We start from the raw sequence: 23,991 nt of genomic DNA, 5'->3' as shown, positions 1-23,991 counted from the left end.
TCTACGCGATACAGACGGCGGTCAACGGTCTGGTTAGTGCCGACGGGCTTACGGAAAGGAAACACCATGAGCGAGGAATCTGCCGCGCCAGAGGGCGGCCAGTCCGACTTCAAGCCGATCACCTCCCAGGATGACCTGAACCGCATCATCGCGGATCGAGTCAGCAGGGAGCGGGCCAAGTTCGCTGATTACGGCGACGTGAAGGCGCGGGCTGAGAAGTTTGACCAGCTCGAAGCGGAGAAGCTGACGGAAACGCAGCGGCTCCAGGCGCAGCTTGACGAACTGGCCGGGCGAGCGGAGCAGGCACAGCGTGAGAATGCGCGGCTTGCTGCCATCGCTGAAGCCGGGGTGCCCGCCGAGTACCAGGATCTGGTGCATGGCAACACCCCTGATGAGTTCAAGGCTTCCGCAAAGAAGGCCCGCGAGCTGATCGACAAGGCCACTGCCGCTGAGCAGAAGCCCGGGGTTTCGTACCGGGTGAATCTCGACGGCGACGGGTCGGAAACGCTGGCCCTGAACGGTAGCGGCATTGAAGACGCGCTCAAAAAGAAGCTGGGAATCGCCTAGCTTCCCCGCACTATCTCTGAGGAGAGATCATGGCACAGACTGCCGCAACTAACACTTCCGAGTTCGCCGGGTTCCTGAAGCCCGCCGAAGCCGAGAACTACTTCACGCAGGCGTCCCGCCTGTCCATTGCCCAGTCTCTGACCCGTCGGGTGCCGCTGGGCATCAACGGCCAGGAGATCCCGGTCGTCACCTCGAAGCCCACTGCTTCGTGGGTTGCCGAGGGCGGCCAGAAGCCGACCACTTCGGGGTCGCTGGGCCTGAAGTCCATCAAGCCTCACAAGATCGCGGCAATCACGGTTGTCTCCGCCGAGGTTGTGCGAGCCAACCCGGGCAACTACGTGTCCCTGTTCCGTGACCAGATCGCCGAGGCTTTCGCTATCGCCTTTGACTCGGCTGTCCTGCACGGCACCGATTCCCCGTTCGGCGCGGGAAACAACATCGACGCCACCACCAAGTCCATCGAGCTGGGCACTACCGCTCAGGCGTCGGGCGGCATCTACGGGGACCTGAACGGTGCCCTGAAGCTGTTGGTGGACGACCGGAAGAAGCTGACCGGCTGGGCGTTTGACCCGGTTGCCGAGCCGACCCTGAACGGTGCTGTTGATCTTCAGGGCCGCCCCCTGTTCGTGGATGCTACCTACGAGGACACTTCCCTCCAGGGTGGCCGCCTGCTGAACCGTCGTGCTCTGTACGGCGAGGGCATCGGCACGGATGTTGTTGAGGGTACCCCGAACACGGGCGGCATCGTCGGCTACGCGGGCGACTGGTCGCAGGCCGTGTGGGGCGCGGTAGGTGGCATCACCTACGACGTTTCCACTGAGGCCACCGTCACCATCAACGGCACCCTGACTTCCCTGTGGGAGCACAACCTGGTTGCTATCCGCGCTGAGGCTGAGTACGGGTGGCTGCTGAACGACGCCGAGGCCTTCGTGAAGGTCACTGACAACACCTGATGAGGCTTCGCAATCCCGGCACGGGACTGGTGGTGAGCTGTGAGGGTGACCTTGCGGCTCGCTACCAGTCCCTGGGCTGGGTCTCGGCTGATGCTGAGGCCCGCCCGGCTCGCAAGGCGGCAGCCGAGAAGCCTGAAGCCAAGTCGGAAGACACCACTGATGACAAGCCGGTGAAGCGCAGTCAGGCGCGTCGCCGCCAGTAAGGGGGCGTGATGTCCTGGGCTACTCCCGCAGATGTCATTGATTCGTGGGTTGGGAAGAACGCGCCGACCGATGAGGAGAAGGTGCAAGTTTGGATTGATCGTGCTGAGCGGTTGATCCGCCGTAGCGTCCCGGATCTTCAGTTGAGGATGGACGTTGAGAGTGACTTGGAACCACCGACCACTGACCTTCGGGACATGGTGGTTGATGTCGTTGTTGCGATGGTCACTGAGGTGTTCCGCAACCCGGAGGGGATGCGGAGTATTCAGACGGCTACGGGGCCTTATTCGAGTTCGCAGACGTTCGGCGGGGACTCCCCCGGCAAGCTGGTCCTGTCTCCCGCTGATGAGGCTGCGTTGTCTGGTACTCGTCCGGGCGAGTCGTTCACGTTTGATCTGATCGGCGGGCCCTAATGCGATCCCCGTTCGATGGGCTGCCAGAGTCCTGGAAAGTCCCGGTCACGGTAGTGCGTGGCGGGGGCCGTGACGAATGGGGCGAGTTGCGACCAGAGGAACAGCACGAGCGGCCCGGGGTGCTTATCGGCAAGGGCACCACAGTGGAGGCTAACGCTGCGTCCAGCCTGGTTGAGACCACGCTGACCCTGTATGACCCGGACCCCACGTTTCAGTATTTGCCCACTGACCGCATTGTGGTTGCCGAGGGGAACCTGAACGCTGGGGATTGGGCCGTCAACGGTAAGCCCTTCCAGTGGCCCTATGGCTCTGAGGTTCCTTTGGAGCGTGCGTGATGCGTACTCGTAAGGTTCCGGGCGTTAGGTCGTATCGTGCGGCCCCTGATGGGGTGGCTGAGATGATGCGGTCTGCTGAGGTTGGGCGTGCTGTTGAGGCTGCTGCCCGGCCTATTGCTGCTGCCGCTAATGCTGAGGGTCGGGCAACGTATGACACGCGCCCGCAGATGGTTCGTATGGGGGCTGATCCTATCCGGTTCGGGTATGACAACGAGCTTCGTGCTGGGGCGTCGGTTTACACGGTGGAGAACCATTGGAAGGACGTGCGGGACCGGACGCTGGTTGAGACTGCCGAGAAGATGGCTAGGAGGTCGCCGCGTGAGTAGTGTCATGGTTTTTCCGGACACCAGGGATTGTTTGCGTGACCTGATTCATGGGACCACGCACGCGGGCGAGACGGTAACTGTCCAGTACCACCTACAGGCCACCGCACAGGGTGGGCTCAAGGGGCCGCTGCCGGTGATCCACCTGCAACTGACGCAGGGTGGCACTGAGGGTTACCTTGACCGCGCCGACCGCCTCACCCTCGCCTGTTATGCGCGGGCGGGTGCTAAGTCCCTGGATGTTCTCGAATCCGTGCGCGCATCCATCCTCGGGTACGGCATTGAAACACCGTCTGGTTATCTCGATTCCGTGCGGGTCATCAACGCGCCTGCCCCAACTGATTCCGCTTACAACTCCGACAACATCGACCGGGCGGTCTGCACCTTAGAAGTGGTAACCCGCCCGCTATAGCCCCCACTGGGGTCCGTTCACACAACACAAACCCTTGGAAGGGGTCTGATTCTCATGCCCACGTTTGACACGATTCAGCAGGGCGCGGATAACCGCAACCTTGTTCGCAAGATCCAGAAGGCGGTCGCACTGCTCGCCCCGAAGTCCGTCGCCCTCCCGGATTCGCTCTACGTCTCCGGCACGCTCATGGACTTCGAGACCGCCGGATGGAAGCCCGTTGGCCTCATCTCTCCGGACGGCTACAGCTTCTCCCGAGAGGTGGAGAAGGAGAATATCGACGCACTGGGTTACGCGTCCCCGGTGCGCTCTGACGTGACCACCGTGCCCCGTCAGGTGTCCTTCACCGCCCTGGAGAAGGGCCGCCGGCACATGCTGGAGCTGACCCTGGGCACCGACCTGTCTGCCGTCACCCAGAACACCACCACGGGCGAGATCGTCGTGGACGAGCCGGACCTTCCCGTGGACGCAGAGTACCGGCTGCTCGTGATCGGTTCGGACGGCGCAACCTCCGACAACTGGATCATGGGGCGCGGCTATGGCCTCGTGAAGCTCGCCAACGGCGGCTCTGAGACCTGGGGCCGCGAGGGTGCCGTGTCCACCGAGATCACCCTGGATGTCTACACGGATGACGAGATCGGCGTCCCGGTGCGTCACTACATCGCGGGCACGGGCGCTGTGGCTGCTGCTGCTGACCTCGGCTTCACTGCCGCCCCCGTCACCCCGTAACAGACCGGGGCGGGCGGTCCTCCGGGTGTGACCGCCCGCCCCTCCCCTGACACCCGGACCAACGACTTAGGAGGCATCATGCCGCGCTTTGAGAAGGACGGTATCACCGTCGAGACCAGCATTCCCCGCGAGGCCGCACGTCTGCGCTCGGAAGGTTTCAAGGAGCAGAAGGCCCGCACCGCTGAAGTGCGCAAGGCCGACGCCCAGAAGACCGACAGCAAGTAACCCAACCACCTCACACCCGGAGGCAACACCATGGCTGACAAGCCGACTGTCCACCTGACCCTTGCCAAGCTGAAGGAATCCACGAAGGCACCAGAGCCTTTCATCCTTGGGCTGGATGGCGGCAAGCGGGTCACCTTCCCCGACTTCTACAACGGCATGGACTCCGAGGCATCTGAGGCCCTGCTGAATGAGTTGAACAACCCGCAGCGGGCCGGCGTGTGGCCTGCCCTGAAACTGTGGCTGTCGGATGGTGACCTGGAGAAGCTGCGGGCCCAGAAGTTCACCCTTCACCAGCTCATGCAGATCATTGCGGCCGCGAATGACCACTATGAGCGTCATTACGGCACGCCGGGGGAAGGTGGCGGCTCGGACGCCTGATAGAGAAGTACCGCCCCGAACTCCGCACAGACTTGCTGGGGTTCGGGGTGGACCTCTCTGAGTGGCTAGAGAATGGCCGCGTCCGAGCCTTACTAGACGTTATTGACCAACTCCCATCGGCCTCCCGTTTGTATGAGGCGATGGTGAATGACCCGGAGGAAGCGGACACGTTGGCGAAGGCTCGCCTGGGTGCCGACGAATCTGCCGAGTGGTCGCCGCGTGTGTCCGAGTTTGATCTGACCGCGCACATGCTCCGTGAGTTGATCCACGAGACGCGCATGATGCGTGCCGTGTTGATCCAAGCCAACGGGGGCAAGCCGGGCGAGATGAAGCCGTTCCCGGCCCCGCGCACGGAGATTGATGCCGCTGTTGAGCGGTTGGAACGCGAATGGACCGTGGACTTCCTAGGGAAGCTCGGGTTTGACGAATCTTATATTTAGGGGGCCTCTGTGGCAGTCATCGGCGTTCATGAGGTCCTGCTCACTCCGAGCCTGTCGGGGTTTCAGAAGTCCGTAGGGAAGCAGCTTGACGGCCAGTCCGCTAAGGCTGGTGAGCAGGCTGGCCGGTCGATGGGTTCCCGGCTTGGTGGTGCGCTGAAGGGTGCCACCATGGCTGGTGGTGCGGCTGCGGTTGCTGGTCTGGGTGTGGCCCTGACTAAGGGGTTCGGTCGTCTGACTGCGATTGAGAATGCGCGTGCGAAGCTGTCGGGTCTCGGCAATGATGCTGAGACTGTTGAGGCGATCATGACGAACGCTCTGGATGCTGTGAAGGGCACCGCGTTTGGTATGGATGAGGCCGCTACGGTGGCTGCTCAGGTTGTGGCTTCGGGCATCAAGCCGGGAAAGGAGCTTGAGGGCGTTCTCCGGCTGGTGGGTGATGCTGCCACGATTGCTGGGACCGACATGAGTTCCATGGGGGCTGTGTTTGGGAAGGTGGCCGCGTCGGGCAAGATCCAGGGTGACACTATCGCCCAGCTTGCGGACATGGGCATCCCGATTGTGCAGATGCTCGCTGAGGAACTTGGCGTGTCCGCTGAGGAAACCTACAAGCTCGCCTCTGAGGGCAAGATCAACTTTGAGACGTTCCGTGCCGCCATGGAGGACGGCTTGGGCGGTGCTGCTGCGAAGTCGGGCGAGACGTTGCAGGGCGCGTTCAAGAACAGCATGGCTGCTATTGGCCGGTTTGGCGCGAACCTGCTTGAAGGCGTGTACCCCAAGATCAAGGAGTTCTTCAACGCCTTCCAGGGCTGGATGGGTCCGGTTGAGGAACTGGGCAAGGTCATTGGCGAGCGGCTAGGCCAGGCCCTCGTGAATCTCGGGGACTGGCTCACCGGGACAGCGCTGCCCGCGCTTCGTGACTTCGGGGATTGGGTGCGGGAGAACCGTGAGCCGATCACCCTTGTGGCTACTGCGGTGGCTGGCCTCATGGCGGGGTTTGCGCTTTACCAGACGGTCATGGGTGTGGTCGGTTGGGTGAAGAACGTGGCTGGCGCGATTGTGCTGCTGAATGCCGCTTTGCTCGCTAATCCGATCATGCTGGTGGTCGCGGCGATTGGTGCTCTTGTGGGTGCCGCCGTGTGGGCGTACAACAATGTGACTTGGTTCCGCGATGGAGTGAATGCGGCGTGGGCTGGTATTCAGAAGGCGATTGCTTGGGCGTGGGAGAATGTGATTCAGCCGGTGTTCCGGTCGCTGTCTGACTTCATCACGAACACTTTGATACCGGTTGTTACGGGGTTTTGGCAGAACGTCATTCAGCCGGTTTTCGGGTGGATCGGCGAGCGGATCAAGGGCGTCTGGGAAGGCGTGATTCGTCCCACGTTCCTGCTGATGCATGACATTCTTCACCGTGTCCTGATTCCGATTATTCGGGCGTTCTGGGAAAAGCACATCAGGCCGACTTTTGAGAAGGTCGGCGGGTTCATCCGCGACACCTGGAACAACATCATCAAGCCGGTCTTTGATGCGCTTGGCCGGTTCATCACCGAGCATGTTGCGCCGAAGATTGAGCGCGGCGTGCAGATCATCGGTGATGTGTGGACTCGGCTGAAGAAGCTATTTGCTGAGCCGATCAACTGGGTCATCAACACGGTTTGGAACAACGGCCTGAAGAAGGCTTTTGATGGTGTGGCTGAGGCTGTTGGGTCCACGCAACGGCTGGGTCGGATCGCGCCTATCCCGATGGGTGACGCTAGCCGTAAGGGCAACTCTCGCGGCACGGGTGGTGTGACGACTTACGGGCGTCGTGCTGCTGGCGGCAACGTCCGCGAGGGCAAACCGTACCTCGTGGGCGAGTTCGGCCCGGAGTTCATCTTCCCTGACCGTGACGGATACGTGGCGACGGCGCGTGAGACGGCGAAGATGCTGGCTGCTGGTCAGGATCTTGACCCGTCGTTGGCTCGGAAGGCTGCTGGCCGGAATCCGCGTGAGGCTATGGCCCCGATGGGTGATGGTTTCAACTGGGGTGCTGCTGGCAACTACCTGAAGGACCAGTTGGGTCTTGGGCGGTTGCTGGGCACGGATCAGTTGGCGGCTGGTGTGGGCCAGTTGGGTGACTTTGCTAAGGGCATTCTGGACCCACTGTTGGGTCAGGCGAAGTCTTACCTTGGCGGGTTCGGGCGGAATGGTCAGCTTGCCATGGGTGCGGCGTCTAAGGCCGCGAAGATGGTGGTTGATTGGGCGCTTGGCAAGGATAAGGCTGCCACTGCGGGCGGCGTGTTCGGCGGCGACTATACGGGCGACCCTAGTGGTTTCTTCCGTCCGGTTGGTGGTTCCATCACGTCTCGCTTCGGTCGTCGCTGGGGTGGTATTCACTCGGGTATTGACCTTGCTGTGCCGATTGGTACGGCGGTTCGTGCTGCCTGGAATGGTGTGGTGCAGAAGGCTGGTTGGAATGCGTTGACGGGCCGCACGGGTATGGGCATGATCCTGGGTCACGGTGGCGGACGACAGACGTACTACGGGCACTTGTCCGGGTTCACTGCTCGTCCTGGCCAGACTGTGCGGGCCGGTCAGACCATCGCCCGGTCGGGTAACACCGGCAGGTCCACGGGCCCTCACTTGCACTTTGAGGAACTGATGGGCGGGCGCGCTGTCAACCCGGGCTATCTGTTCCGGGATCAGGGCGGCAATCTTCCCCCGGGCCTGTCCATGGTGCTGAACAAGACTGGTTCCGATGAGTGGATCTTCAATAAGGATCAGCTCGGGAAGTTGGATTCTGCGGTTCGTGGTGGCACGGGCATGGAGGTCAACTTCAACGGGAATATCGGTTATGACCCGCGTGAGATTACTGCGCAGATCGACATGGGCCGGAAGCGGGCCATGCTCGCTGCTGGTATTGGCTAGGAGGACAAGTGACGTTTGTTTATATCGCACCACCTCCAGCGCCTCCGGTGAATACCACTTTTTGGGCGAGGTCTGATCATGAGTGGGTTGGCTGGAATGGTGACACGTTCCGGTTGTCTGATTGGCGGTCTGGTGTGTTTCTGACCCAGGCGGGCACTGAGGGTATGGGTATGCCTTCGGAGTCCGCCTGGGTGCGCACTGGTTCGCCGTTTGTGCATGGGCAGTCGTATTCGGGTGGGGTTGTTGAGCCGCGCAGGGTGTTTTGGCCGGTGTATTTGTTTGCTGATGGCGGGTCTGCTGAGTGGCAGGAACTTGATACTAAGTTTTGGCAGACCATGCATTTCGGTAGGCCTGGTACTTGGCGGGTGACTACTAGCGCGGGGACTCGGGAACTTCGGTGCCGGTTTGTGTCGGATGGTGGGCATTCGTTTGCTCGTGATCCGCACAAGTTTGGTTGGCAGTCGTATGGGGTTGAGCTTGTTGCTGATGACCCTTTTTGGACTGCTAGTGAGCCGGTGGAGAAGTCGTGGGGGCAGGAGCCGCCGGTCAGTTTCTATGGTGGCGGCCCTGTTGATGAGCCCAGCCTTGGTGCCCCCCCGTTTGCGATTAGTGCGGGTACGTCGATTGCTTCTGCGGAGATCACGAACCCGGGCGATGTTGAAGCCTGGGTGTTGTGGTCTGTCACGGGCCCGGCGTCGAATATCCGCCTTGGGGTTGGTGGCCGTGAGGTGACGTTCCCGGGCGAGTTGTTGGAGGGGCAGACGTTGACTATCAACACTGACCCGCAAGACCAACTCGCGTACCGGAATGGTGTGGATGTGACGGACTCTTTGGGGTCTTATCAGTTTGCGCCTATTCCTGCGGCGGGGTCCACGAAACTGGATCTATCTTTGGATGGTCCGGGCACAGTCAAAGCATCATTCGTGCCACGGTACTTTCGTGCCTGGTGAGGGGGTCTTGTGCTTCAAGTAATGGCATATGACAAGACCTTCAAACGCCTCGGCAGCGTGGGCGGGTACTCCACGGTGGATCTCACGTTGATCCGTAACGGGGTATCCGCCTGCGAGGTGACCGTGCGGGCGTCCCATAAGAAGGCTAAGCAGTTGCGGGAGAAGGGGGCGCGGATCACGGTCACTGATGATGTGACTGGGGTGCAGTATTTTTCGGGTTCGCGTGTGGGCATGTCGGGGTCTGGTCCGGCTGATGATCAGATTACTTTCAGGTTTGAGTCTGATATGCGGATTTTGGCGCGCATGTTGGCGTGGACTAACCCTGCTGGGAATACCACGAATCAGCCGACGTATAAGCGGTATACGTCCGTTCCGTTGGAGACGGTGTTGAAGGAGGCGGCGTCCCAGAACGCGGCCCGTCTTGGATTGCCCCTGACCGTTGCCCCCACTAAGGGGCGCGGGCAGCTCGTGAATGTCGGGTACAGGTTTGAGCCGATCTTGGACAAGCTACAGACCCGCCTGGACGCATCAAACCTGACGGTGACGGTGGAGCAGATCGCGGCGGGCTGGCGGTTGGACGTAGCCGAATCGAGGGTGATCCGTAAGGACATCTCCGTTGAGTCGGGCACGCTGGTTTCCTATGACTGGGATGAGGAACGGTTCGCCGCGACCCGCACCCTTGTGGCCGGTCAGGGTGAGGGATCTAACCGGGCTTTGGCAACGTATGTGTCCACGATCCGTGAGGGTGACTTCGGGTTCCCGGAGGAAATCTTTGTGGACGCCCGCGACATTGAGGACGCCGCTGACCTGTCTTCCCGTGGTCAGGAGAAGTTGCAGGAAGACGCTGATAAGTCCGGCCTGTCAATCAAGCTTGTTGAGACGCCTACGTTCAAGTATGGGGAGCATTACCGGCTTGGGGACACTGTGACTATTGAGACTGCTGCTGGTCCGATTACTGACAAGATCAAACAAGTTCAGATCGTCGCCAACCGGGATAACGGCCTGACTATCACCCCGATTGTGGGCGAGCGAAGTGACAGCCCGGATATTAGGTTGCTTCGGTATATCAAACGATTTGCGGGCAGCCTGTCCGTGCTACAGAGGGGGTAGAGCATGGTCGCGTTGAATGTGACGAGTCTGGGTTATGCGGGGTCCATTGATGAGGTGTCTGGTGCCCGCTATTTCAATATGGTTGGCTCGTCCCGGTATGGGGTGTTGGGTGCCGATCATTTGAAGGTGACGATCACGACCGGGGACAGGATGCTTCGGGTTCTGCCGGGTACTGCGTGGGCGCACAACATTGTTGACGAGGTGGCGTCCGCCGCGACGATTCAGTTGAATGCGATTGCGTCGGGGTCGCGCTGGGATTTGGTGGTGTTGCGTCGGAACCCTGCCACCGGGCAGACCACCCTGGAAGCCATTGAGGGCGTGTCAGCGAAGACCCTGCCCCCGCGTGATTCGATCCCCTCCCACCCGGACCAGCCTCTTGCGTTGGTGCGTGTACAGGCGGGCCAGACGACGGTGCAGGAGATTGAAGACCTGCGTGTTTGGTCGTCTGAGGGTGGCATGACCGCTAACAGTCTGATGGTGCGGAACTATCTGGCCTCCCCGGGGACCAGCGTGGAGATCAACGGTACCCAGTGGGTGCGCCGGCTTGGTGTTGGTGGCGCACTCGAATGGGTTGCTATCGGTGGTGAGGTCAGCTTCCACAGTGTCGCCAACCAGACAGGGTTCTCATCTATCGGCGGGTACTCCGTCACGAGGATGCCCAACGGTCTCCGCCGTGTTGATCTCGCCGTGGACTACCGGCGCACCGGATCGAACATGAACTACTCCACCACTTACGGGTGGCGGCAGATGGGTGTCCCCGCTATCGGGGCTGAGGGTCGCGGTCAGCCTGTGGGTGCGTCGATCAACTCGATGCAGACCGTGGAACCGTTGTTCAAGTTCAACTCTCGGCTGGTCCTGCCGCAGGAAAACATGATTGCTTGGCGTCTTGTTCCGGCGTCCGGTGAACTCTTGTTTGACATTGCCCAGCCGGATGCGTGGCCTGCTAGTACGTGGCCGTGGCGCACTGATGAGCAGTGCTCTGTCCGTATGACTTACTTCGTCCAGTAGGAGGACCAACTATGGCACGGTACGCCTACCAAGAGATGATCGCCCTGGACGTGGACACGATGACTGTTGCGGCTGGTGTGGGCCAGATTTATGCGGAGTCCGACGTTGAACTGGTGACCCCCCTAACCCCGGTGGATGACATTGGGGAACCTATCACCCTGTCCGCCAACCCACGCACCGGGTTCCTGCCGACGTTCTATGTGGACGACCACCCTTCCGTCCGGTTCGTGTCCGGCGATTTGCAGCGCATCCTGGTGACCACCACCCCACTGTTCGGCCCAAAGGGTGAGCCGGGTGATATGGGCCCGTCTACCCCGGAGGCTGAGGCGGCGGCAGTGGCGGCACAGCAGGCGGCCGCTGAGGCTGAGACGTTGCGGGTGCTCGCACAGCAGACCGCTGGGAAGTCCGCCTACCAGTTGGCTGTGGATAACGGGTTCGTGGGCACCGAACTTCAGTGGCTCGCCTCCCTGCCCGGTGCCAGTGGTGCGCAGATGATCGACAACGGCACCACCGTCACATTCGGCCCGTAAGAGGGGGCAAACCATGACCGCACTTATCACCATTGAGTGGCAGTATCCGGACGGGAAGACCCCGCTGGCCGCACAGCAGGGCTCCCTCTACGTGGAACCCATGCAGGGCTGGGTCGCTGGGGATGCCCTCGTGAACCGTGTGCAAACCATGCACCGCGTCACCGGGGGCCTTTACGTCCTGTCCCTGCCGAATGACACGGCACGGGTGTGGAAGATCCGCAACGACCCCAACGGCTCCCACGCATGGACAGACTACAAACTGGTTCCCGCTGGTGAACCGGACGAGCCCGTGGCGCACGCCTACCGGGATCTTGTGTCAGTGGACCCCGCAACCCTCGCGCCCGCCCCGGACGAGCTGGTGGATGTGATCGCTTCCGTAGCCGCAACCACCATCACAGACGGCGCAGTCGTGGACGGGGCACTCATCCTCACCCGTGGCGATGGCACCACCATCAACGCCGGAAACGTCCAAGGCCAAGACGGCACCGACGCAACCGGGCCGACCATCACCGACAACGGCACAACCGTAACGATTGGAGCCTAACGTGGCTATCGAAGTCCCAAAGATCGACCCGACAACGAAGGCCATCCTAGAGCCCAAAACCAACGCAGCCATCAGCAAAAAGGTTGCCGACGACATTACCGCCGGCAACACCCCTGTAGCCACTGCACTAAACGCCGCGAGTTCACAGTCGTTCGTGGACCTGCTGAAGACGGCTTATGGCTCGGTCGTGGCACCACAGCCGCTCACCCTCGCAGGGTTGCAGCAGGCAGCCGAGGAGGCCAAGGCACAAGGCAAGGTGCTGGTCGCCTCGGGCACCCTGACCACGACGGGCACCCTCCTCCTGCGGTGCTCACACGACCTGTCCACGCTGACGATCACCTACACCGGGACCGGGACCGCCGTGCAGATCGGCGACCCTGCACTGGACGTGCGTGCCATCGTCGGCACCGCACCCCGGGTGAAGAACGGCAACAAGGGGGCATCCGGTACCGGCTGGACGGACACTACCTGCGGCATCGAACTGGTCAACCTCGTGGGCTCCAACATCACCATCCCGCACGCCTACGGATTCTTCGACGGGCTCCGGCTTACCGGCAATGGCACTGGCGTGGTCTACAACAACGTCTACATTGGCCGCCTGGAGAACAACAAGCGGAACATTCACAACACCATCGGCCCAGCCGGATCGTGGAACGGGGAGAACACCTTTTATGGCGGCCAGCTCTCGCACCTGAACAGTGAGCCCGGTGCGGGTGTCGTGCAACTCCTGTTCACCGGCAGTGCGGAGTCGGAGGACTTCGGGCGGGCGACCGGGCTGCGGTTCATCGGGCAGAGCATTGAGACGACCATTGCTGAGCGGCTGGTTGACATGCAGGCGGGTAAGTCCATCCTGTTCATCGGCACCCGCTTTGAAGACCCCCGGGGTGCTGCCCGTGCCCCCGTCCACTGGGGCCCCAAGGCCGCTGACAACATGTTCATCGCCGGTTACAACGCCGAACGAATGAGGCAGACCAGCGAACCCGGAGCCATCGGCAACGCCGTACTTACACCCGGACTGTGGCAGATGCCCGGACGCGACCAGACCGGCACCGGGCGAGGTGGCGGGGCGATCCTCAACAATGCCACCTCGTCGTCAGCCGGCGCGTTGAGCGTCATGGAGGCAGCATGGGCGGGCGAGGACTCGGCCACCGCATACCGGGCGCAGGTGTCCGCTAACTACTCCAGGTACAAGCGCGCCGCCGATACCTTCCCGCGCATCGAGATCGACCATTCAAATGCCCGCATCTACTTCGGTGACGGTGCCGCCGCATCCACCGCGTACCTCAGTCGGGCCGCATCCTTCATCGCCGTCAACGGCGCCTCACTGGCGTTCCTGGCAGACAACACCTACGACATTGGCCCCGGCGTATACCGGCCCCGCGATGTCAACGCCGCCAGGGACCTGTCCGCCGGGACATCCGTGCGGTACGGCAACGGTGGCGCACTGCCCACACCCATCGCGTCGCTGCGGGGACAGACCCGGCTGGTGCATGGTGCGGCAGGAGTGGCCGACACCCTTCATATCTGCATCAAGGACGCCGCTGACGCCTACGTGTGGAAGCAGATCGCCTGACCCGCTCATCACCGGCCCGCCCTATCTCGCAGGTACTCGTCATAAAGGTGCAGAATCGGCGGACTGCATGCAAGGGCAGCGGCGAAAGTTGTCGGCCAGATCAGGCGGAACTCAACCCAAGCAGACGGGGCGACCACCCAAGCGAGTGTGCTCAGAGCGAGTCCGGTCCAACCAATCAGCGAGACAACAAGGATCATTCGCTTCAGCACAAAGGGGTCCATGCCAGAAAGCCTAGCCGTGGTAAGCACGGTAACTGCGACCTGACCTGGCCACATCACCGGATTAGTAAAGAACCTGTGTGGCCCTGACCCTCCCCCGGGTTGGGGCCACACGCCGTCTCAATAAGGGGAGACCCATGCGCCGCCCGCGCCGTGGTAGCACACAAGCGCGGGCGACTAGGGCACGTCAACGCAACCGCAATAGAGGGGACGCGCCTTGTGGAGGATTACACCACACTTACTGCGCTGGTGCAGCCAGTCGCAAACGAACTGCTCTCAACATGGGGCGTCCCCGGACTCATCGCAGGATTCGCCATAGCAGCAGCAGTCGGGGCCGTCATCTTCATCGTGAAAATGTATGGCGGCCTCACATCGGCCCAGGTCACACAACTCGACCAGCAAATGAAACGCATCGAGTCCCTAGCCTCCCAGTTGGCTGACATGACAAAAGAACGCAACCAACTCATGGAGTCTTACCTAGCCGTCAAATACCCGCACAGTGACCGCGTGGACGTAGCCGAGAAAGTCGGCTTGGACCCCGTGGCAGAGGAGGAAGCATGACGGTTTGGGAACGGAAGCAACGCCTCCGAATCGCTATAGCTGTCCTCGTGTCCGCCATCTTGTTTGTTGCCGCCATGGCAACCATGTTCTTCATTGGGCGTGGCTTCCAGTTGGATGCGCAACGGGCACAAGAGAAAACGTTGACCCTTGCTGAACAAGTCATCTTGGAATGCGCTAACGGCAAAGTTGAGGTCTCAGGGTATGACGTGTGCGCCGAAGCCAAGCGCACCAAGAAAGAGATCACGGAAAACATTGTGGTCGGTGAGAAGGGCGACCCTGGACCGGCTGGCCCACCCGGCCGCGACGGTGCCCCCGGTGAGCCCGGCGAGGATGGCGAGGACGGGTTGAACGCCCCAACCCCACCCGCCGGACGTGACGGCGAGGACGGGCAAGACGGTAAGCCCGGACAGGACGGCGCACAAGGCCCACAGGGAGCCACCGGAGAACCTGGACCAACCGGGCCACAAGGCGAACCCGGTAAGCCCGGAGAACGCGGCCCAGCAGGACCCACAGGACCACCCGGGCCAGCAGGGAAAGACTCAAACGTCCCCGGACCACGCGGCCCAGCAGGCGAACGCGGACCCGCAGGACCAACCGGCGCGCCCGGCCGAGACGGAGCCGCAGGAGTCGGAATCCGAAACGTCTCCTGCACCGGAGAAGGCGCAGACTCCCGCTGGACCATCACCCTCACAGACGGAAACACCATCATCGCGACCGGCCCATGCAAGGCCGCCATCGCACCAACACCCTAGGAGCACCATGTCCGTCCGCTCAGATGTCCTCTCAGCATTGCAGGACTTCACCGTCCCCTACTACTCCCACGCTGGCAAGTACGTGGCTGGTGTCACGCTCAGGAACTGGTGTGAGTACATGTCCAAGGGCAATAGCGAGATCCGTAAGCAGAACGAAGACATCCTCGCGAACCAGCAAAAGATCCTGGCCGCACTGGAGGCTAAGTAAGCCATGCATAATCCAATGATTGGGCGGATCACTTCCCACTATGACCTGAAACGTAAGCACCCCGTCTATGGGACTGTTCAGCCGCACCGGGGCATCGACCTGGGCGCACCCGTGGGGATCAAGCCACACGACTACATAGGTGCCCCTGTGAAGGCCGCATACGCGGGCGTGGTGGAGTCTGTGTGCACCGTGTGGAACGCCGGCTGGGGCGCGATCTGGGGGCGCTCAGGGTGTGGCGTGTTCATCCGCAACCCTGACGGCGAAGGCCAGTATTACGGGCACCTGGATTCCGTGCTTGTTCGTAAGGGCGAGAAGGTCACCAAGGGGCAGATTCTCGGAGGCATGGGCGTGTCCGGGAACGTGACCGGCCCGCACCTTCACTTTGAATGCCACTCCAAAACGTCCGGGCCGAGCAACAACTACACGCACACCCGCGACCCCATGGCCGACTTTAGGGCCGCAGGAATCACCCCCGGCATGGACCCCATCATCATCGTGCAAAGCGCCACCACGGCCACCGAAACAACCGCACCCGTCACCGTCGCAGACCTGGAAGGACTCACCATGGCCGAAGTAGACCGCCTCATCGAACGCATCGGGCAAGCAGAAACCAACATCCTCGCAGCCATTGCAACCCTCCAGAAGTCCGTAGGCGGGTCCGTCATCCCCTTCGAAGCGTCCAACGGGAACAAGGGCACCACCAACCAGAACGGCGCACTCCGCTACCTGCTCACCCGGTCCCTGTCCACCGATTCGAACGTCACCGACATCGCAGAAGTCATCGTAGAAAAGGAAGAGGTCAGCAACTAATGGCAGGTAAGTACGAAGCTGAAGGCACCGGCATCCATGATTGGATCACCCGGGACCGCATCTACACGGGTGTGATCGTTGTGGCGGCCGGGATCATCGCCGCACTCATCACACTCGGCATCACCACCGTGGACGACATCAAGGGGTTCATCGACCTCGCCGTCTACCTCGTCGGCATCCTCGCCGGAGTCGCTGGACTTGTGAGCGCCGCACTCGCAAAGGCCAATGTCCAGCCGCCCGCGAGCACCATTGACCGCGACATCCCACTGGACTAGTACAAAAATTAACAAGGCCCCCGGTCTGTCCTCATGGGCGGACCGGGGGCCTTATTTGCGTTAGGTCCAATAGTTCATTGGCCTCGTGAGAGCACGGACCGTCGCGCACGGGTAGCTTTCTTCACACTGGGAGCAATCCTGAATGACGAAGCGTGCATCACCTATAGGGGAATGGAGATCCAGCACGCCAGCTAGTGCGATGACCATCGTGGTGATGTTCGGCCGCGCTTCCATTGCCCAGTCATGCACGACGTCTATATCCATCGTCGTCCGATACTCGGTGGCGAGCGACTGGGCTTTGTCCAGCCATTCGCGGGGGTCGGTTGTGCTCATGGTTTCTTTCCTAGCATCTGGTAAATCCTGGAACGGTGAACATCAAGGGCGGCGGCTATCTCAACCGCGCTATGCCCTGCGTTGGCCGCTGAGCGCACCGCATCGTCACGGCGGGCTGCGGCTACCTTCAGTTGTTCCCGAGCCGCCAGGGCCTCGTTGTGGGCCCTGGCAGCAGCGGAGAGGTGGTCAGGCATTGGCTTCCTCATGCGTCTCGATGATGCGTCGCACGTCCTTGATGGCTTTACGCAGGCTGTCGGCTTCGGCCAGTTCGTCGCTGTTGAACGGGTCTTCCCACAGGCGGTCAGCGTAGTCCTCTTGGTCGTCGCACCACGCCCGCAACTCGGATGCAAGGTTGCCGCTGGCGCTCACTTCAGGGCCTCCAGTGCTGCCTTCTTAGCTTCGCGGAGGTTGGTGGCCTGCCCGTGGATGATGGTGCCGTCTTCGCGGGTAGCGTGCCAGCGGCGGCCGGGGCGGTAGGTCTCGCCCCACTTCAGGCATTCGGCTTCGCTCTGGGCCTTCTCAACCTCGATCACTTCGTCACCGTGGGTGTTGTAGCCGAGGATAGCGCCTTCGTACTTCTCCCACTCGGTGATGGTCTGGTATTCGGTGGTGCTCATTTCGGTTCTCCTTGGTGGGGGCTTCCTGCTGTTGTAGAGATCATATCGACAACTAGGGCAAGAGCGCAACCCCCAATCAGAAACTCCCCCAAATGACACCAGCCGGACCGTTCGCAAAAGCAATGGCGCGTTACCAACGGGTGAGCGTGTTCGGCGGTCCCGTTGCTCGCCATAGGCCTATACCATGGTAACGACATGCCGGTATTTGGAGGCCCTTTTTCGTACATGCACAACCCATCAAGCCCCGTCAACAACCGCGAGAACACGCGGAACTAATCACTACTGAGTCACGCATTCAAGCCCCGTTACTCACCCCAGTGAAGGCCCGGTGCGGAGGATTCCTCCACACCGGGCCTTCTGTCCCTCCCCCGGGCATCGCCCGGCGCCGCTCGCCGCCGATCCACGGCCACAGGCCCCCTCCGGTGCGGGCAGAGCCTCGTGAGACGAAAGAGACATCCACCGGAGACGCACGTCATGGACGGACACTCGCGGGGAGTCCTATGTTGGTCCCGTAGCGGACTTCCCGGTGTCAGGGGTCGGTTCACCCTCCTCACCGCGCAGTCAGACCGCGATGACCGAGGAGCAACGATGCCCGCCTTTTCCTTCCTGGACGACCTCGAGAGCCAACTCGAGTGGCAGCGGCAGCTGTACCGGGACCTGCACCGCCACCCCGAGCTGAGCCTGCAGGAGCACCGGACCGCAGAGCGGATCGAGTCCGAGCTGGCCGGGCTGGGAGTGGCCGCACAGCGGATCGGCGGGACCGGCGTCGTGGGCGTGCTGGAGAACGGGACCGGGCCCACCGTCCTGTCCCGCGCCGACATCGACGCCCTGCCGGTCACCGAGGACACCGGACTCGACTACGCCTCCACGGTGGACGGGGTCATGCACGCCTGCGGACACGACATGCACATCGTCGCCCTGCTCGGCGCGCTCCGCCTGCTCAGCGAGAACCGCGAGGCCTGGTCCGGCACCTACATCGCCCTGTTCCAGCCGGCCGAGGAGAACGCCGCCGGTGCGCAGGCCATGCTGGACGACGGACTGGTGGAGAAGCTGCCCCGGCCGGACGTGGCGCTGTCCCAGCACGTCATGCCCTTCGCGGCGGGGACGATCGGCACCGCCCCGGGGCCGGTGCTCTCGGCCGGGGACTCCCTCAGGATCACCGTGTTCGGCCGCGGGGCCCACGGATCCATGCCGCACAACGCCGTGGACCCGGTGGTCCTGTGCGCCGCGATCGTGCTGCGCCTGCAGACCATCGTCTCCCGCGAGACCCAGCCCGGGCAGTTCGCCGTGGTGACCGTGGGTGCCTCCAACGCGGGATCGAAGTCCAACATCATCCCGGACCGCGGCGAGCTGCTGCTGAACCTTCGCACCTACGACACCGCGCTGCGCGAGAAGATCATGGCCGCGATCGAACGGATCGTGCGCGGTGAGTGCGCCGCGGCCGGCTCACCCCGGGACCCCGAGTTCGAGTACTACGACCAGTTCCCGCTGACCTCCAACGACGCCGGCACCCACGCCACGGTGACCGCCGCACTGACCGGGCACTTCGGGGCGGACGTCGTGTTCGACACCCAGCCCTACACCGCGTCCGAGGACTTCAGCCGCATCCCGGACGCCTTCGGCATTCCCTACGCCTACTGGTTCGTGGGCTCCGTGCCGCCCGAGAGGTACCGTGCCGCCGTGGACGCCGGCACCGTCTCCTCGGACATCCCCGCCAACCACTCACCCTTCTTCGCCCCGGCCATCGACCCGACCCTGGCGATCGGCACCCGCGCCCAGGCGGCCGCGGCCCTGGCCTACCTGGCCCCACAGGACCGGTCCGCCTAACGGCGCCCTCACACCACAGAGACATTCCAGACGAGGGAGATCTCGCATGTCCGTCACGTCCACCACACCCGCCACCACGGCCTGGACACCGAACGACCGCTGGCTGACGGGCATCGTCCTGGCCGTCGTCACGTTCTGGCTGTTCGCCCAGACCCTGCTCAACGTCATCCCCGGCATCCGGGACGCACTGGGCATCGAGGCCACCATCGCCAACCTGGCGGTGTCCATCACCTCCCTGTTCTCCGGGATCTTCATCGTCGTGGCCGGCAGCCTGGCAGACCGGATCGGCCGGACCAGGATCCTGCTCGTCGGCATCTGGCTGGGCATCCTCGGCTCCCTGCTGATCGTGCTCACCCCCGAGGACGCCGGCGGCCTGACCTCCGCCCTGCTGCTGGGCGGGCGCGTGGTCCAGGGACTGTCCGCGGCGTGCATCATGCCCTCCTCGATGGCCCTGATCAAGCAGTTCTACGAGGGCAAGGACCGCCAGCGAGCGCTGTCGTTCTGGTCGATCGGCTCCTGGGGCGGCTCCGGGCTGTGCTCCCTGTTCGGCGGGTTCATGGCCACCACCGCGCTGGGCTGGCGTTCGATCTTCGTGCTGTCGATCATCGTCTCCTTCGCCTCACTGCTGCTGCTGCGGGGCACACCGGAGTCCAAGGCCCAGGCCCCCGAGGGCGGTTACCGGCGCTTCGACTGGGGCGGGCTGATCGCGTTCATCATCATGCTCGTGGCCATCAACGTCTACATCTCCCAGGGACCGAACATCGGCTGGCTGAGCCTCACCGGCGTCGCGCTGGTCGTGGCGGCCGTCGTCTCCGGACTGGTGTTCCTGCAGATCGAGGTGCACCAGGGCGCCCCGTTCATCGACCTGAACCTGTTCAGGAACGGCACCTTCACCGGCGCCACGCTCTCGAACTTCCTGCTCAACGGCGCCGCCGGCACGCTGATCGTGGCCCTGGGCCTGGTGCAGGTCGCCGCCGGCATGAGCGCCCTGGAGTCCGGCCTGCTGACCATCGGCTACCTGGTGGCCATCCTGGCGACCATCCGCGTGGGCGAGAAACTGCTGCAGCGCTTCGGCCCCCGCAAGCCGATGCTCTGGGGCAGCATGATCACCGGCGTCGGCATCCTGATGTGCTCCATGACCTTCCTGCTCATCGAGCAGTACATCGTCCTGACGGTCATCGGGTTCACCCTGTTCGGCATCGGCCTGGGCTTCTACGCCACCCCCTCCACGGACGCGGCCCTGTCCAACGTGCCGGACAACCAGGTCGGGGCGGCCTCGGGCATCTACAAGATGGCGTCCTCACTGGGCAACGCGATCGGCGTGGCCATCTCCGCGGCGCTCTACGTCGCCGGCCAGGCCGTGGACCCGGCCATGATCCAGTCCTGGGGCCTCTTCATCGGCAACCAGGACAACGTGGCGTTGCGCTTCGGCGGTGCGATCGGCCTGCTGTTCAATGTGTTCATGGTCGTGGTGGCCATCGCCTCGATCATCCTGACCGTGCCGACCGAGGCACAACGGGAGGCCGAGGCGCGGGCCGCCGAGCGCGCGGAGCGCAAGGACGTGCCCCCGGCGCCGATCGGCAACTGAGGCTCCCGGCGCACGGGGCGCACGGGGCGAGGACACCGGGGATGTCCTGGGTCCGCTGAGACGACGGAGGTCCTCGTGTCCACCACAACGGCATCGACGGCGGCGGTCTGGAAACCCACGGACCGCTTCCTGCTGGGGATCGTGCTGTCGGTCATCACCTTCTGGTTGTTCGCGCAGACGCTGCTCAACGTCATCCCGGGCATCCAGGACGAGCTGGGGGTCCCGCCCACCCTGGCCAACCTGGCGGTGTCCATCACCTCCCTGTTCTCCGGGATCTTCATCGTGGTCGCCGGGAAACTGGCGGACCGGCTCGGCCGGATGAGGCTGCTGCGCACCGGCATCTACCTGAGCATCCTGGGATCGCTGGCCATCGCCCTGACGCCGGTGGACCTGGGCGCGCTCACCGCATCCCTGCTCCTGGGCGGGCGGATCCTGCAGGGACTGTCCACCGCCTGCATCATGCCGGCGGCCCTGGCGCTGCTGAAGACCTATTACGACGGCAGGGACCGGCAGCGGGCCATGTCCTTCTTCTCGATCGGCACCTGGGGCGGGTCCGGGCTGTGCTCGCTGTTCGGGGGGTTCATGGCGTTCACCGCCCTCGGCTGGCGCTCGATCTTCTGGTTGTCCATCATCGTGGCCGTCACCGCCCTGCTGCTGGTGCGCGGCACGCCGGAGTCCCGGGCCGAGCCCGGGACGCACGCGGGCTTCGACTGGTCCGGGATGATCACCTTCATCGTGGCCCTGCTGGCCATCAACGTCTACATCTCCCAGGGCCCCACCATCGGCTGGACGAGCCCGGTGGGACTGGGCCTGGTGGCGCTGACGGTGATCGCCGCCATCACCTTCCTCCGGATCGAGACGCGCCAGAAGCAGACGTTCATCAACCTGCAGCTGTTCCGGGACCGGGCCTTCTCCGGGGCGGTCCTGTCCAACTTCCTGCTCAACAGTGCGGCCGGCACGCTGATCGTGGTGCTGGGACTGGTGCAGATGGCCTCCGGCTGGACCGCGCTCCAGGCCGGGACCCTGACCATCGGCTACCTGGCGGCCATCCTGGCGACCATCCGCGTGGGTGAGAAGCTGCTGCAGCGCTTCGGCCCGCGCAAGCCGATGATCTGGGGTGCCGTCATCACGGGGGCCGGCATCCTGATGTGCTCCATGACCTTCCTGCTGCTGGAGCAGTACGTGGTGCTGACCGTCATCGGGTTCACCCTGTTCGGCATCGGCCTGGGCTTCTACGCGACCCCGTCCCTGGACACCGCCATGGCGTCCGTGCCGCTCAGCGAGGGCGGCGCGGCCGGCGGCATCTACAAGATGGCCTCCTCGCTGGGCAACGCCATGGGAGTGGCCATCTCCGCCACGCTGTACGCGGCGGGGCGCGGGGTGGATCCGGCCATCATCCAGTCCTGGGGCCTGTTCATCGGCAACCAGGACAACGTCGCCCTGCGGTTCGGCGGGGCGATCGGCCTGCTGTTCAACGTCTTCATGGTCAGCGTCGCGCTCGTGTCCATCATCCTCACCATCCCGAAGGAACAGGTCGAGGTGAGCCACGTGCAGGAGTCGGCCCGGGCCCCGCGCCAGGACGTGGCCCCGCCGCCGATCGGCAACTGACACCGGGTGCCGGTCCCGGCGGGTGCCGGACCCGGCCCGGACACGGACCGGAGGGGCCCCGGACGCGGATAGACTGGACTGCGTTCTCGTCCCAGAAGGAGCCCCGCCACCATGACCATCCGTCCGATCACCATCCACGGCGAGCCGATCCTGCACCGCCGGGCATCGGAGGTCACGGCGGTCGACGCGGAGATCAGGACCCTCGTCGAGGACATGTTCGAGACCCAGGACGCCGCACGCGGCGTGGGGCTCGCCGCTCCCCAGGTCGGCGTCGGACTGCGCATCTTCACCTGGACCTTCGAGGACTCCGGTGAGGCGCCACCGCGCGGTCACGTGATCAACCCGGTCCTGACGCGCATCGGGAGGACCTCCCAGGAGGACCCGGACCCGGACGAGGAGTCCGAGGGCTGCCTGTCCGTCCCCGGCTACAGCTTCCCGCTCAAGCGGTCCGACCATGTCCGCCTCACCGGCCAGGACGTGGACGGCCACGAGATCGACTTCGAGGCCACCGGCTGGTTCGCCCGCGTCATGCAGCACGAGTACGACCACCTCGACGGGTACCTCTACATCAACCGGCTCAACGGCAAGTGGACCCGCCGGTGGAAGAAGAGCCTGCGTCGCGAGGGCTGGACCGTCCCCGGGAACACCTGGCTGCCGGGCACCGACCGCGACCCCTTCGGCCACGACGACGTCACCGAGGACGACCAGCAGACGCCGTAGTCTCGGCTGCATGCCCTCCGCAGAGCCCGCCTTCGTCGACCGCACCCGCGCCTCGCCGTGGGGACTGGCCGCGGCCGCCGGTGTCTGTGCCTCCGCGGTGGTGCTCTTCGCGTTCCTGCTCCCCGGTTGGGGCCATGCCCTGCTCGTGCTCAGCGTCCTGCTCGCCTGGCGGGTGGACGCCGGGCTCGGGCGGGACCTGACCCTCATCGGGGCGGGCATCGCCATCGTCAGCACCACCTCGGTGGAGGCCGACCTGCGCTGGGACCGGTTCTTCCTCCTCGGCGCGGTGCTCACCGCCGCCGTGGCCGTGCCGCTGCTGCTGGACCGGTTCTGGCTCCGCCGCCGCGTGATCGTCTTCCCGTGGCGCACCGGCACCCCGTGGACCAGGGTGCAGTGGTCCTACGTGATCGCGGTGCCGGTCCTGGGCTGGGCGATCCTGCCGGCCTACTTCATCCACTCCGGCAGCTACCAGAACTGGCCGCACGTGCAGGAGCCCTCCGAGCTGGCCCGGTTCTTCGTGGGCGTGAACTTCGTCGGCCTGTGGGACGAGCTGTTCTTCATCTGCACCTGCTTCGCCCTGCTCCGCCGGCACTTCGGGCTGTGGACGGCGAACGTCCTGCAGGCGATGGTCTTCGTGTCGTTCCTGTGGGAACTGGGCTACCGGTCGTGGGGTCCGCTGCTGACCGTCCCGTTCGCGCTGCTGCAGGGATGGATCTTCAACCGCACCCGCAACCTGACCTACGTGGTGGTGGTCCACCTGCTCTTCGACGTCGTCGTGTTCCTGGCGATCGTGCACGCCCACAACCCGGACGCGCTGCGCATCTTCGTCTACTGACGGCCCCGGACGGCACGACGGCGGCCGGTCGCCTCCCTCGTGCCGGG

At 63.6% G+C, this 23,991-nt stretch carries 25 protein-coding genes; 22 read left to right on the top strand and 3 right to left on the bottom strand.

What is annotated here, in order from left to right:
* Positions 1 to 66: 66 nt before the first annotated feature.
* The 17 genes from GGQ69_RS04210 to GGQ69_RS04120 all read left to right on the top strand — a co-directional run bounded on the left by GGQ69_RS04210 (position 67) and on the right by GGQ69_RS04120 (position 16,416).
* The gene (locus GGQ69_RS04210; protein ID WP_183525001.1) at positions 67 to 567 is read left to right on the top strand and encodes a DUF4355 domain-containing protein; all 501 of its coding nucleotides are present in this window, start codon (positions 67 to 69) and stop codon (positions 565 to 567) included.
* A gap of 29 nt (positions 568 to 596) precedes the next feature.
* Positions 597 to 1,520, top strand: coding sequence for a phage major capsid protein (locus GGQ69_RS04205; protein ID WP_183524998.1), 924 nt, complete (start codon positions 597 to 599; stop codon positions 1,518 to 1,520).
* Positions 1,521 to 2,787: 1,267 nt separating this feature from the next.
* Complete coding sequence (locus GGQ69_RS04200) at positions 2,788 to 3,204, top strand: hypothetical protein (protein ID WP_183524995.1); 417 nt, start codon at positions 2,788 to 2,790, stop codon at positions 3,202 to 3,204.
* A gap of 54 nt (positions 3,205 to 3,258) precedes the next feature.
* Positions 3,259 to 3,930 carry a hypothetical protein gene (locus GGQ69_RS04195; protein ID WP_183524992.1) on the top strand — a complete coding sequence of 224 codons (672 nt, stop codon included), beginning with the start codon at positions 3,259 to 3,261 and terminating at the stop codon, positions 3,928 to 3,930.
* Between the two features lie 78 nt (positions 3,931 to 4,008).
* Positions 4,009 to 4,155 (top strand): hypothetical protein, encoded by a 147-nt coding sequence (locus GGQ69_RS04190; protein ID WP_183524989.1) that lies wholly within the window; start codon positions 4,009 to 4,011, stop codon positions 4,153 to 4,155.
* A gap of 30 nt (positions 4,156 to 4,185) precedes the next feature.
* Positions 4,186 to 4,533 carry a hypothetical protein gene (locus GGQ69_RS04185; RefSeq protein WP_183524986.1) on the top strand — a complete coding sequence of 116 codons (348 nt, stop codon included), beginning with the start codon at positions 4,186 to 4,188 and terminating at the stop codon, positions 4,531 to 4,533.
* Positions 4,534 to 4,673: 140 nt separating this feature from the next.
* Entirely contained in the window at positions 4,674 to 4,973 is a 300-nt protein-coding gene (locus GGQ69_RS04180) for a hypothetical protein (protein WP_183524983.1), read from the top strand.
* 9 nt (positions 4,974 to 4,982) lie between these two features.
* Complete coding sequence (locus GGQ69_RS04170) at positions 4,983 to 7,877, top strand: peptidoglycan DD-metalloendopeptidase family protein (RefSeq protein ID WP_221243343.1); 2,895 nt, start codon at positions 4,983 to 4,985, stop codon at positions 7,875 to 7,877.
* 971 nt (positions 7,878 to 8,848) lie between these two features.
* Entirely contained in the window at positions 8,849 to 9,937 is a 1,089-nt protein-coding gene (locus tag GGQ69_RS04165) for a hypothetical protein (RefSeq protein WP_183524980.1), read from the top strand.
* A 3-nt stretch (positions 9,938 to 9,940) separates the two neighbouring features.
* Positions 9,941 to 10,945: a hypothetical protein gene (locus tag GGQ69_RS04160; protein ID WP_183524977.1), complete on the top strand. Its 1,005-nt coding sequence runs from the start codon at positions 9,941 to 9,943 to the stop codon at positions 10,943 to 10,945.
* 11 nt (positions 10,946 to 10,956) lie between these two features.
* Positions 10,957 to 11,475 (top strand): hypothetical protein, encoded by a 519-nt coding sequence (locus GGQ69_RS04155; RefSeq protein ID WP_183524974.1) that lies wholly within the window; start codon positions 10,957 to 10,959, stop codon positions 11,473 to 11,475.
* A 13-nt stretch (positions 11,476 to 11,488) separates the two neighbouring features.
* Entirely contained in the window at positions 11,489 to 12,019 is a 531-nt protein-coding gene (locus GGQ69_RS04150) for a hypothetical protein (RefSeq protein WP_183524971.1), read from the top strand.
* A 1-nt stretch (position 12,020) separates the two neighbouring features.
* Complete coding sequence (locus tag GGQ69_RS04145; RefSeq protein WP_183524968.1) at positions 12,021 to 13,592, top strand: hypothetical protein; 1,572 nt, start codon at positions 12,021 to 12,023, stop codon at positions 13,590 to 13,592.
* Between the two features lie 437 nt (positions 13,593 to 14,029).
* Positions 14,030 to 14,371 (top strand): hypothetical protein, encoded by a 342-nt coding sequence (locus GGQ69_RS04140; RefSeq protein WP_183524965.1) that lies wholly within the window; start codon positions 14,030 to 14,032, stop codon positions 14,369 to 14,371.
* 759 nt (positions 14,372 to 15,130) lie between these two features.
* Positions 15,131 to 15,331 (top strand): hypothetical protein, encoded by a 201-nt coding sequence (locus tag GGQ69_RS04130; protein WP_183524963.1) that lies wholly within the window; start codon positions 15,131 to 15,133, stop codon positions 15,329 to 15,331.
* Positions 15,332 to 15,334: 3 nt separating this feature from the next.
* A complete protein-coding gene (locus GGQ69_RS04125) occupies positions 15,335 to 16,141 on the top strand; it encodes a M23 family metallopeptidase (RefSeq protein ID WP_183524960.1) in 807 nt (268 codons plus the stop codon).
* Positions 16,141 to 16,416, top strand: a complete 276-nt coding sequence (locus GGQ69_RS04120; RefSeq protein ID WP_183524957.1) for a hypothetical protein — start codon at positions 16,141 to 16,143, stop codon at positions 16,414 to 16,416. The genes GGQ69_RS04125 and GGQ69_RS04120 overlap by 1 nt, the downstream gene beginning before the upstream one ends.
* Positions 16,417 to 16,476: 60 nt before the next feature.
* Here GGQ69_RS04120 and GGQ69_RS04115 read toward each other — a convergent pair whose 3' ends face one another.
* The 3 genes from GGQ69_RS04115 to GGQ69_RS04105 all read right to left on the bottom strand — a co-directional run bounded on the left by GGQ69_RS04115 (position 16,477) and on the right by GGQ69_RS04105 (position 17,366).
* Positions 16,477 to 16,749, bottom strand: coding sequence for a hypothetical protein (locus GGQ69_RS04115; RefSeq protein WP_183524954.1), 273 nt, complete (start codon positions 16,747 to 16,749; stop codon positions 16,477 to 16,479).
* A 186-nt stretch (positions 16,750 to 16,935) separates the two neighbouring features.
* The gene (locus GGQ69_RS04110; RefSeq protein ID WP_183524951.1) at positions 16,936 to 17,118 is read right to left on the bottom strand and encodes a hypothetical protein; all 183 of its coding nucleotides are present in this window, start codon (positions 17,116 to 17,118) and stop codon (positions 16,936 to 16,938) included.
* Positions 17,115 to 17,366, bottom strand: a complete 252-nt coding sequence (locus tag GGQ69_RS04105) for a hypothetical protein (RefSeq protein WP_183524948.1) — start codon at positions 17,364 to 17,366, stop codon at positions 17,115 to 17,117. Before GGQ69_RS04105 ends, GGQ69_RS04110 begins: the two co-directional genes overlap by 4 nt.
* Positions 17,367 to 17,954: 588 nt before the next feature.
* Between GGQ69_RS04105 and GGQ69_RS04100 the strand changes: the two genes are divergently transcribed.
* The 5 genes from GGQ69_RS04100 (at position 17,955) to GGQ69_RS04080 (ending at position 23,944) form a co-directional block, all read left to right on the top strand.
* On the top strand, positions 17,955 to 19,193 hold the full coding sequence (locus GGQ69_RS04100; protein WP_183524945.1) for an amidohydrolase: 1,239 nt from the start codon (positions 17,955 to 17,957) through the stop codon (positions 19,191 to 19,193).
* A gap of 46 nt (positions 19,194 to 19,239) precedes the next feature.
* A complete protein-coding gene (locus GGQ69_RS04095; RefSeq protein ID WP_183524943.1) occupies positions 19,240 to 20,781 on the top strand; it encodes an MFS transporter in 1,542 nt (513 codons plus the stop codon).
* Between the two features lie 75 nt (positions 20,782 to 20,856).
* Positions 20,857 to 22,389 carry an MFS transporter gene (locus tag GGQ69_RS04090; RefSeq protein WP_183524940.1) on the top strand — a complete coding sequence of 511 codons (1,533 nt, stop codon included), beginning with the start codon at positions 20,857 to 20,859 and terminating at the stop codon, positions 22,387 to 22,389.
* A gap of 111 nt (positions 22,390 to 22,500) precedes the next feature.
* Positions 22,501 to 23,109 carry a peptide deformylase gene (gene def, locus GGQ69_RS04085; protein WP_183524937.1) on the top strand — a complete coding sequence of 203 codons (609 nt, stop codon included), beginning with the start codon at positions 22,501 to 22,503 and terminating at the stop codon, positions 23,107 to 23,109.
* Between the two features lie 10 nt (positions 23,110 to 23,119).
* Entirely contained in the window at positions 23,120 to 23,944 is an 825-nt protein-coding gene (locus GGQ69_RS04080; protein ID WP_183524934.1) for a CPBP family intramembrane glutamic endopeptidase, read from the top strand.
* Positions 23,945 to 23,991 lie beyond the last annotated feature (47 nt).

Origin of the sequence: Micrococcus sp. TA1, assembly GCF_014199555.1 — a bacterium.
Classification (GTDB): Bacteria; Actinomycetota; Actinomycetes; order Actinomycetales; family Micrococcaceae; genus Citricoccus.
Note: the sequence above shows the minus strand (reverse complement) of the source record. Positions and strands in the feature narration are given on the sequence as shown.

Coding starts and splice junctions, on each gene's coding strand:
- GGQ69_RS04210 (WP_183525001.1), top strand. CDS start 67: ATGAGCGAGGAATCTGCCGCGCCAGAGGGCGGCCAGTCCGACTTCAAG.
- GGQ69_RS04205 (WP_183524998.1), top strand. CDS start 597: ATGGCACAGACTGCCGCAACTAACACTTCCGAGTTCGCCGGGTTCCTG.
- GGQ69_RS04195 (WP_183524992.1), top strand. CDS start 3,259: ATGCCCACGTTTGACACGATTCAGCAGGGCGCGGATAACCGCAACCTT.
- GGQ69_RS04190 (WP_183524989.1), top strand. CDS start 4,009: ATGCCGCGCTTTGAGAAGGACGGTATCACCGTCGAGACCAGCATTCCC.
- GGQ69_RS04185 (WP_183524986.1), top strand. CDS start 4,186: ATGGCTGACAAGCCGACTGTCCACCTGACCCTTGCCAAGCTGAAGGAA.
- GGQ69_RS04180 (WP_183524983.1), top strand. CDS start 4,674: ATGGTGAATGACCCGGAGGAAGCGGACACGTTGGCGAAGGCTCGCCTG.
- GGQ69_RS04165 (WP_183524980.1), top strand. CDS start 8,849: ATGGCATATGACAAGACCTTCAAACGCCTCGGCAGCGTGGGCGGGTAC.
- GGQ69_RS04160 (WP_183524977.1), top strand. CDS start 9,941: ATGGTCGCGTTGAATGTGACGAGTCTGGGTTATGCGGGGTCCATTGAT.
- GGQ69_RS04155 (WP_183524974.1), top strand. CDS start 10,957: ATGGCACGGTACGCCTACCAAGAGATGATCGCCCTGGACGTGGACACG.
- GGQ69_RS04150 (WP_183524971.1), top strand. CDS start 11,489: ATGACCGCACTTATCACCATTGAGTGGCAGTATCCGGACGGGAAGACC.
- GGQ69_RS04130 (WP_183524963.1), top strand. CDS start 15,131: ATGTCCGTCCGCTCAGATGTCCTCTCAGCATTGCAGGACTTCACCGTC.
- GGQ69_RS04125 (WP_183524960.1), top strand. CDS start 15,335: ATGCATAATCCAATGATTGGGCGGATCACTTCCCACTATGACCTGAAA.
- GGQ69_RS04120 (WP_183524957.1), top strand. CDS start 16,141: ATGGCAGGTAAGTACGAAGCTGAAGGCACCGGCATCCATGATTGGATC.
- GGQ69_RS04115 (WP_183524954.1), bottom strand. CDS start 16,749: ATGAGCACAACCGACCCCCGCGAATGGCTGGACAAAGCCCAGTCGCTC.
- GGQ69_RS04105 (WP_183524948.1), bottom strand. CDS start 17,366: ATGAGCACCACCGAATACCAGACCATCACCGAGTGGGAGAAGTACGAA.
- GGQ69_RS04100 (WP_183524945.1), top strand. CDS start 17,955: ATGCCCGCCTTTTCCTTCCTGGACGACCTCGAGAGCCAACTCGAGTGG.
- GGQ69_RS04095 (WP_183524943.1), top strand. CDS start 19,240: ATGTCCGTCACGTCCACCACACCCGCCACCACGGCCTGGACACCGAAC.
- def (WP_183524937.1), top strand. CDS start 22,501: ATGACCATCCGTCCGATCACCATCCACGGCGAGCCGATCCTGCACCGC.
- GGQ69_RS04080 (WP_183524934.1), top strand. CDS start 23,120: ATGCCCTCCGCAGAGCCCGCCTTCGTCGACCGCACCCGCGCCTCGCCG.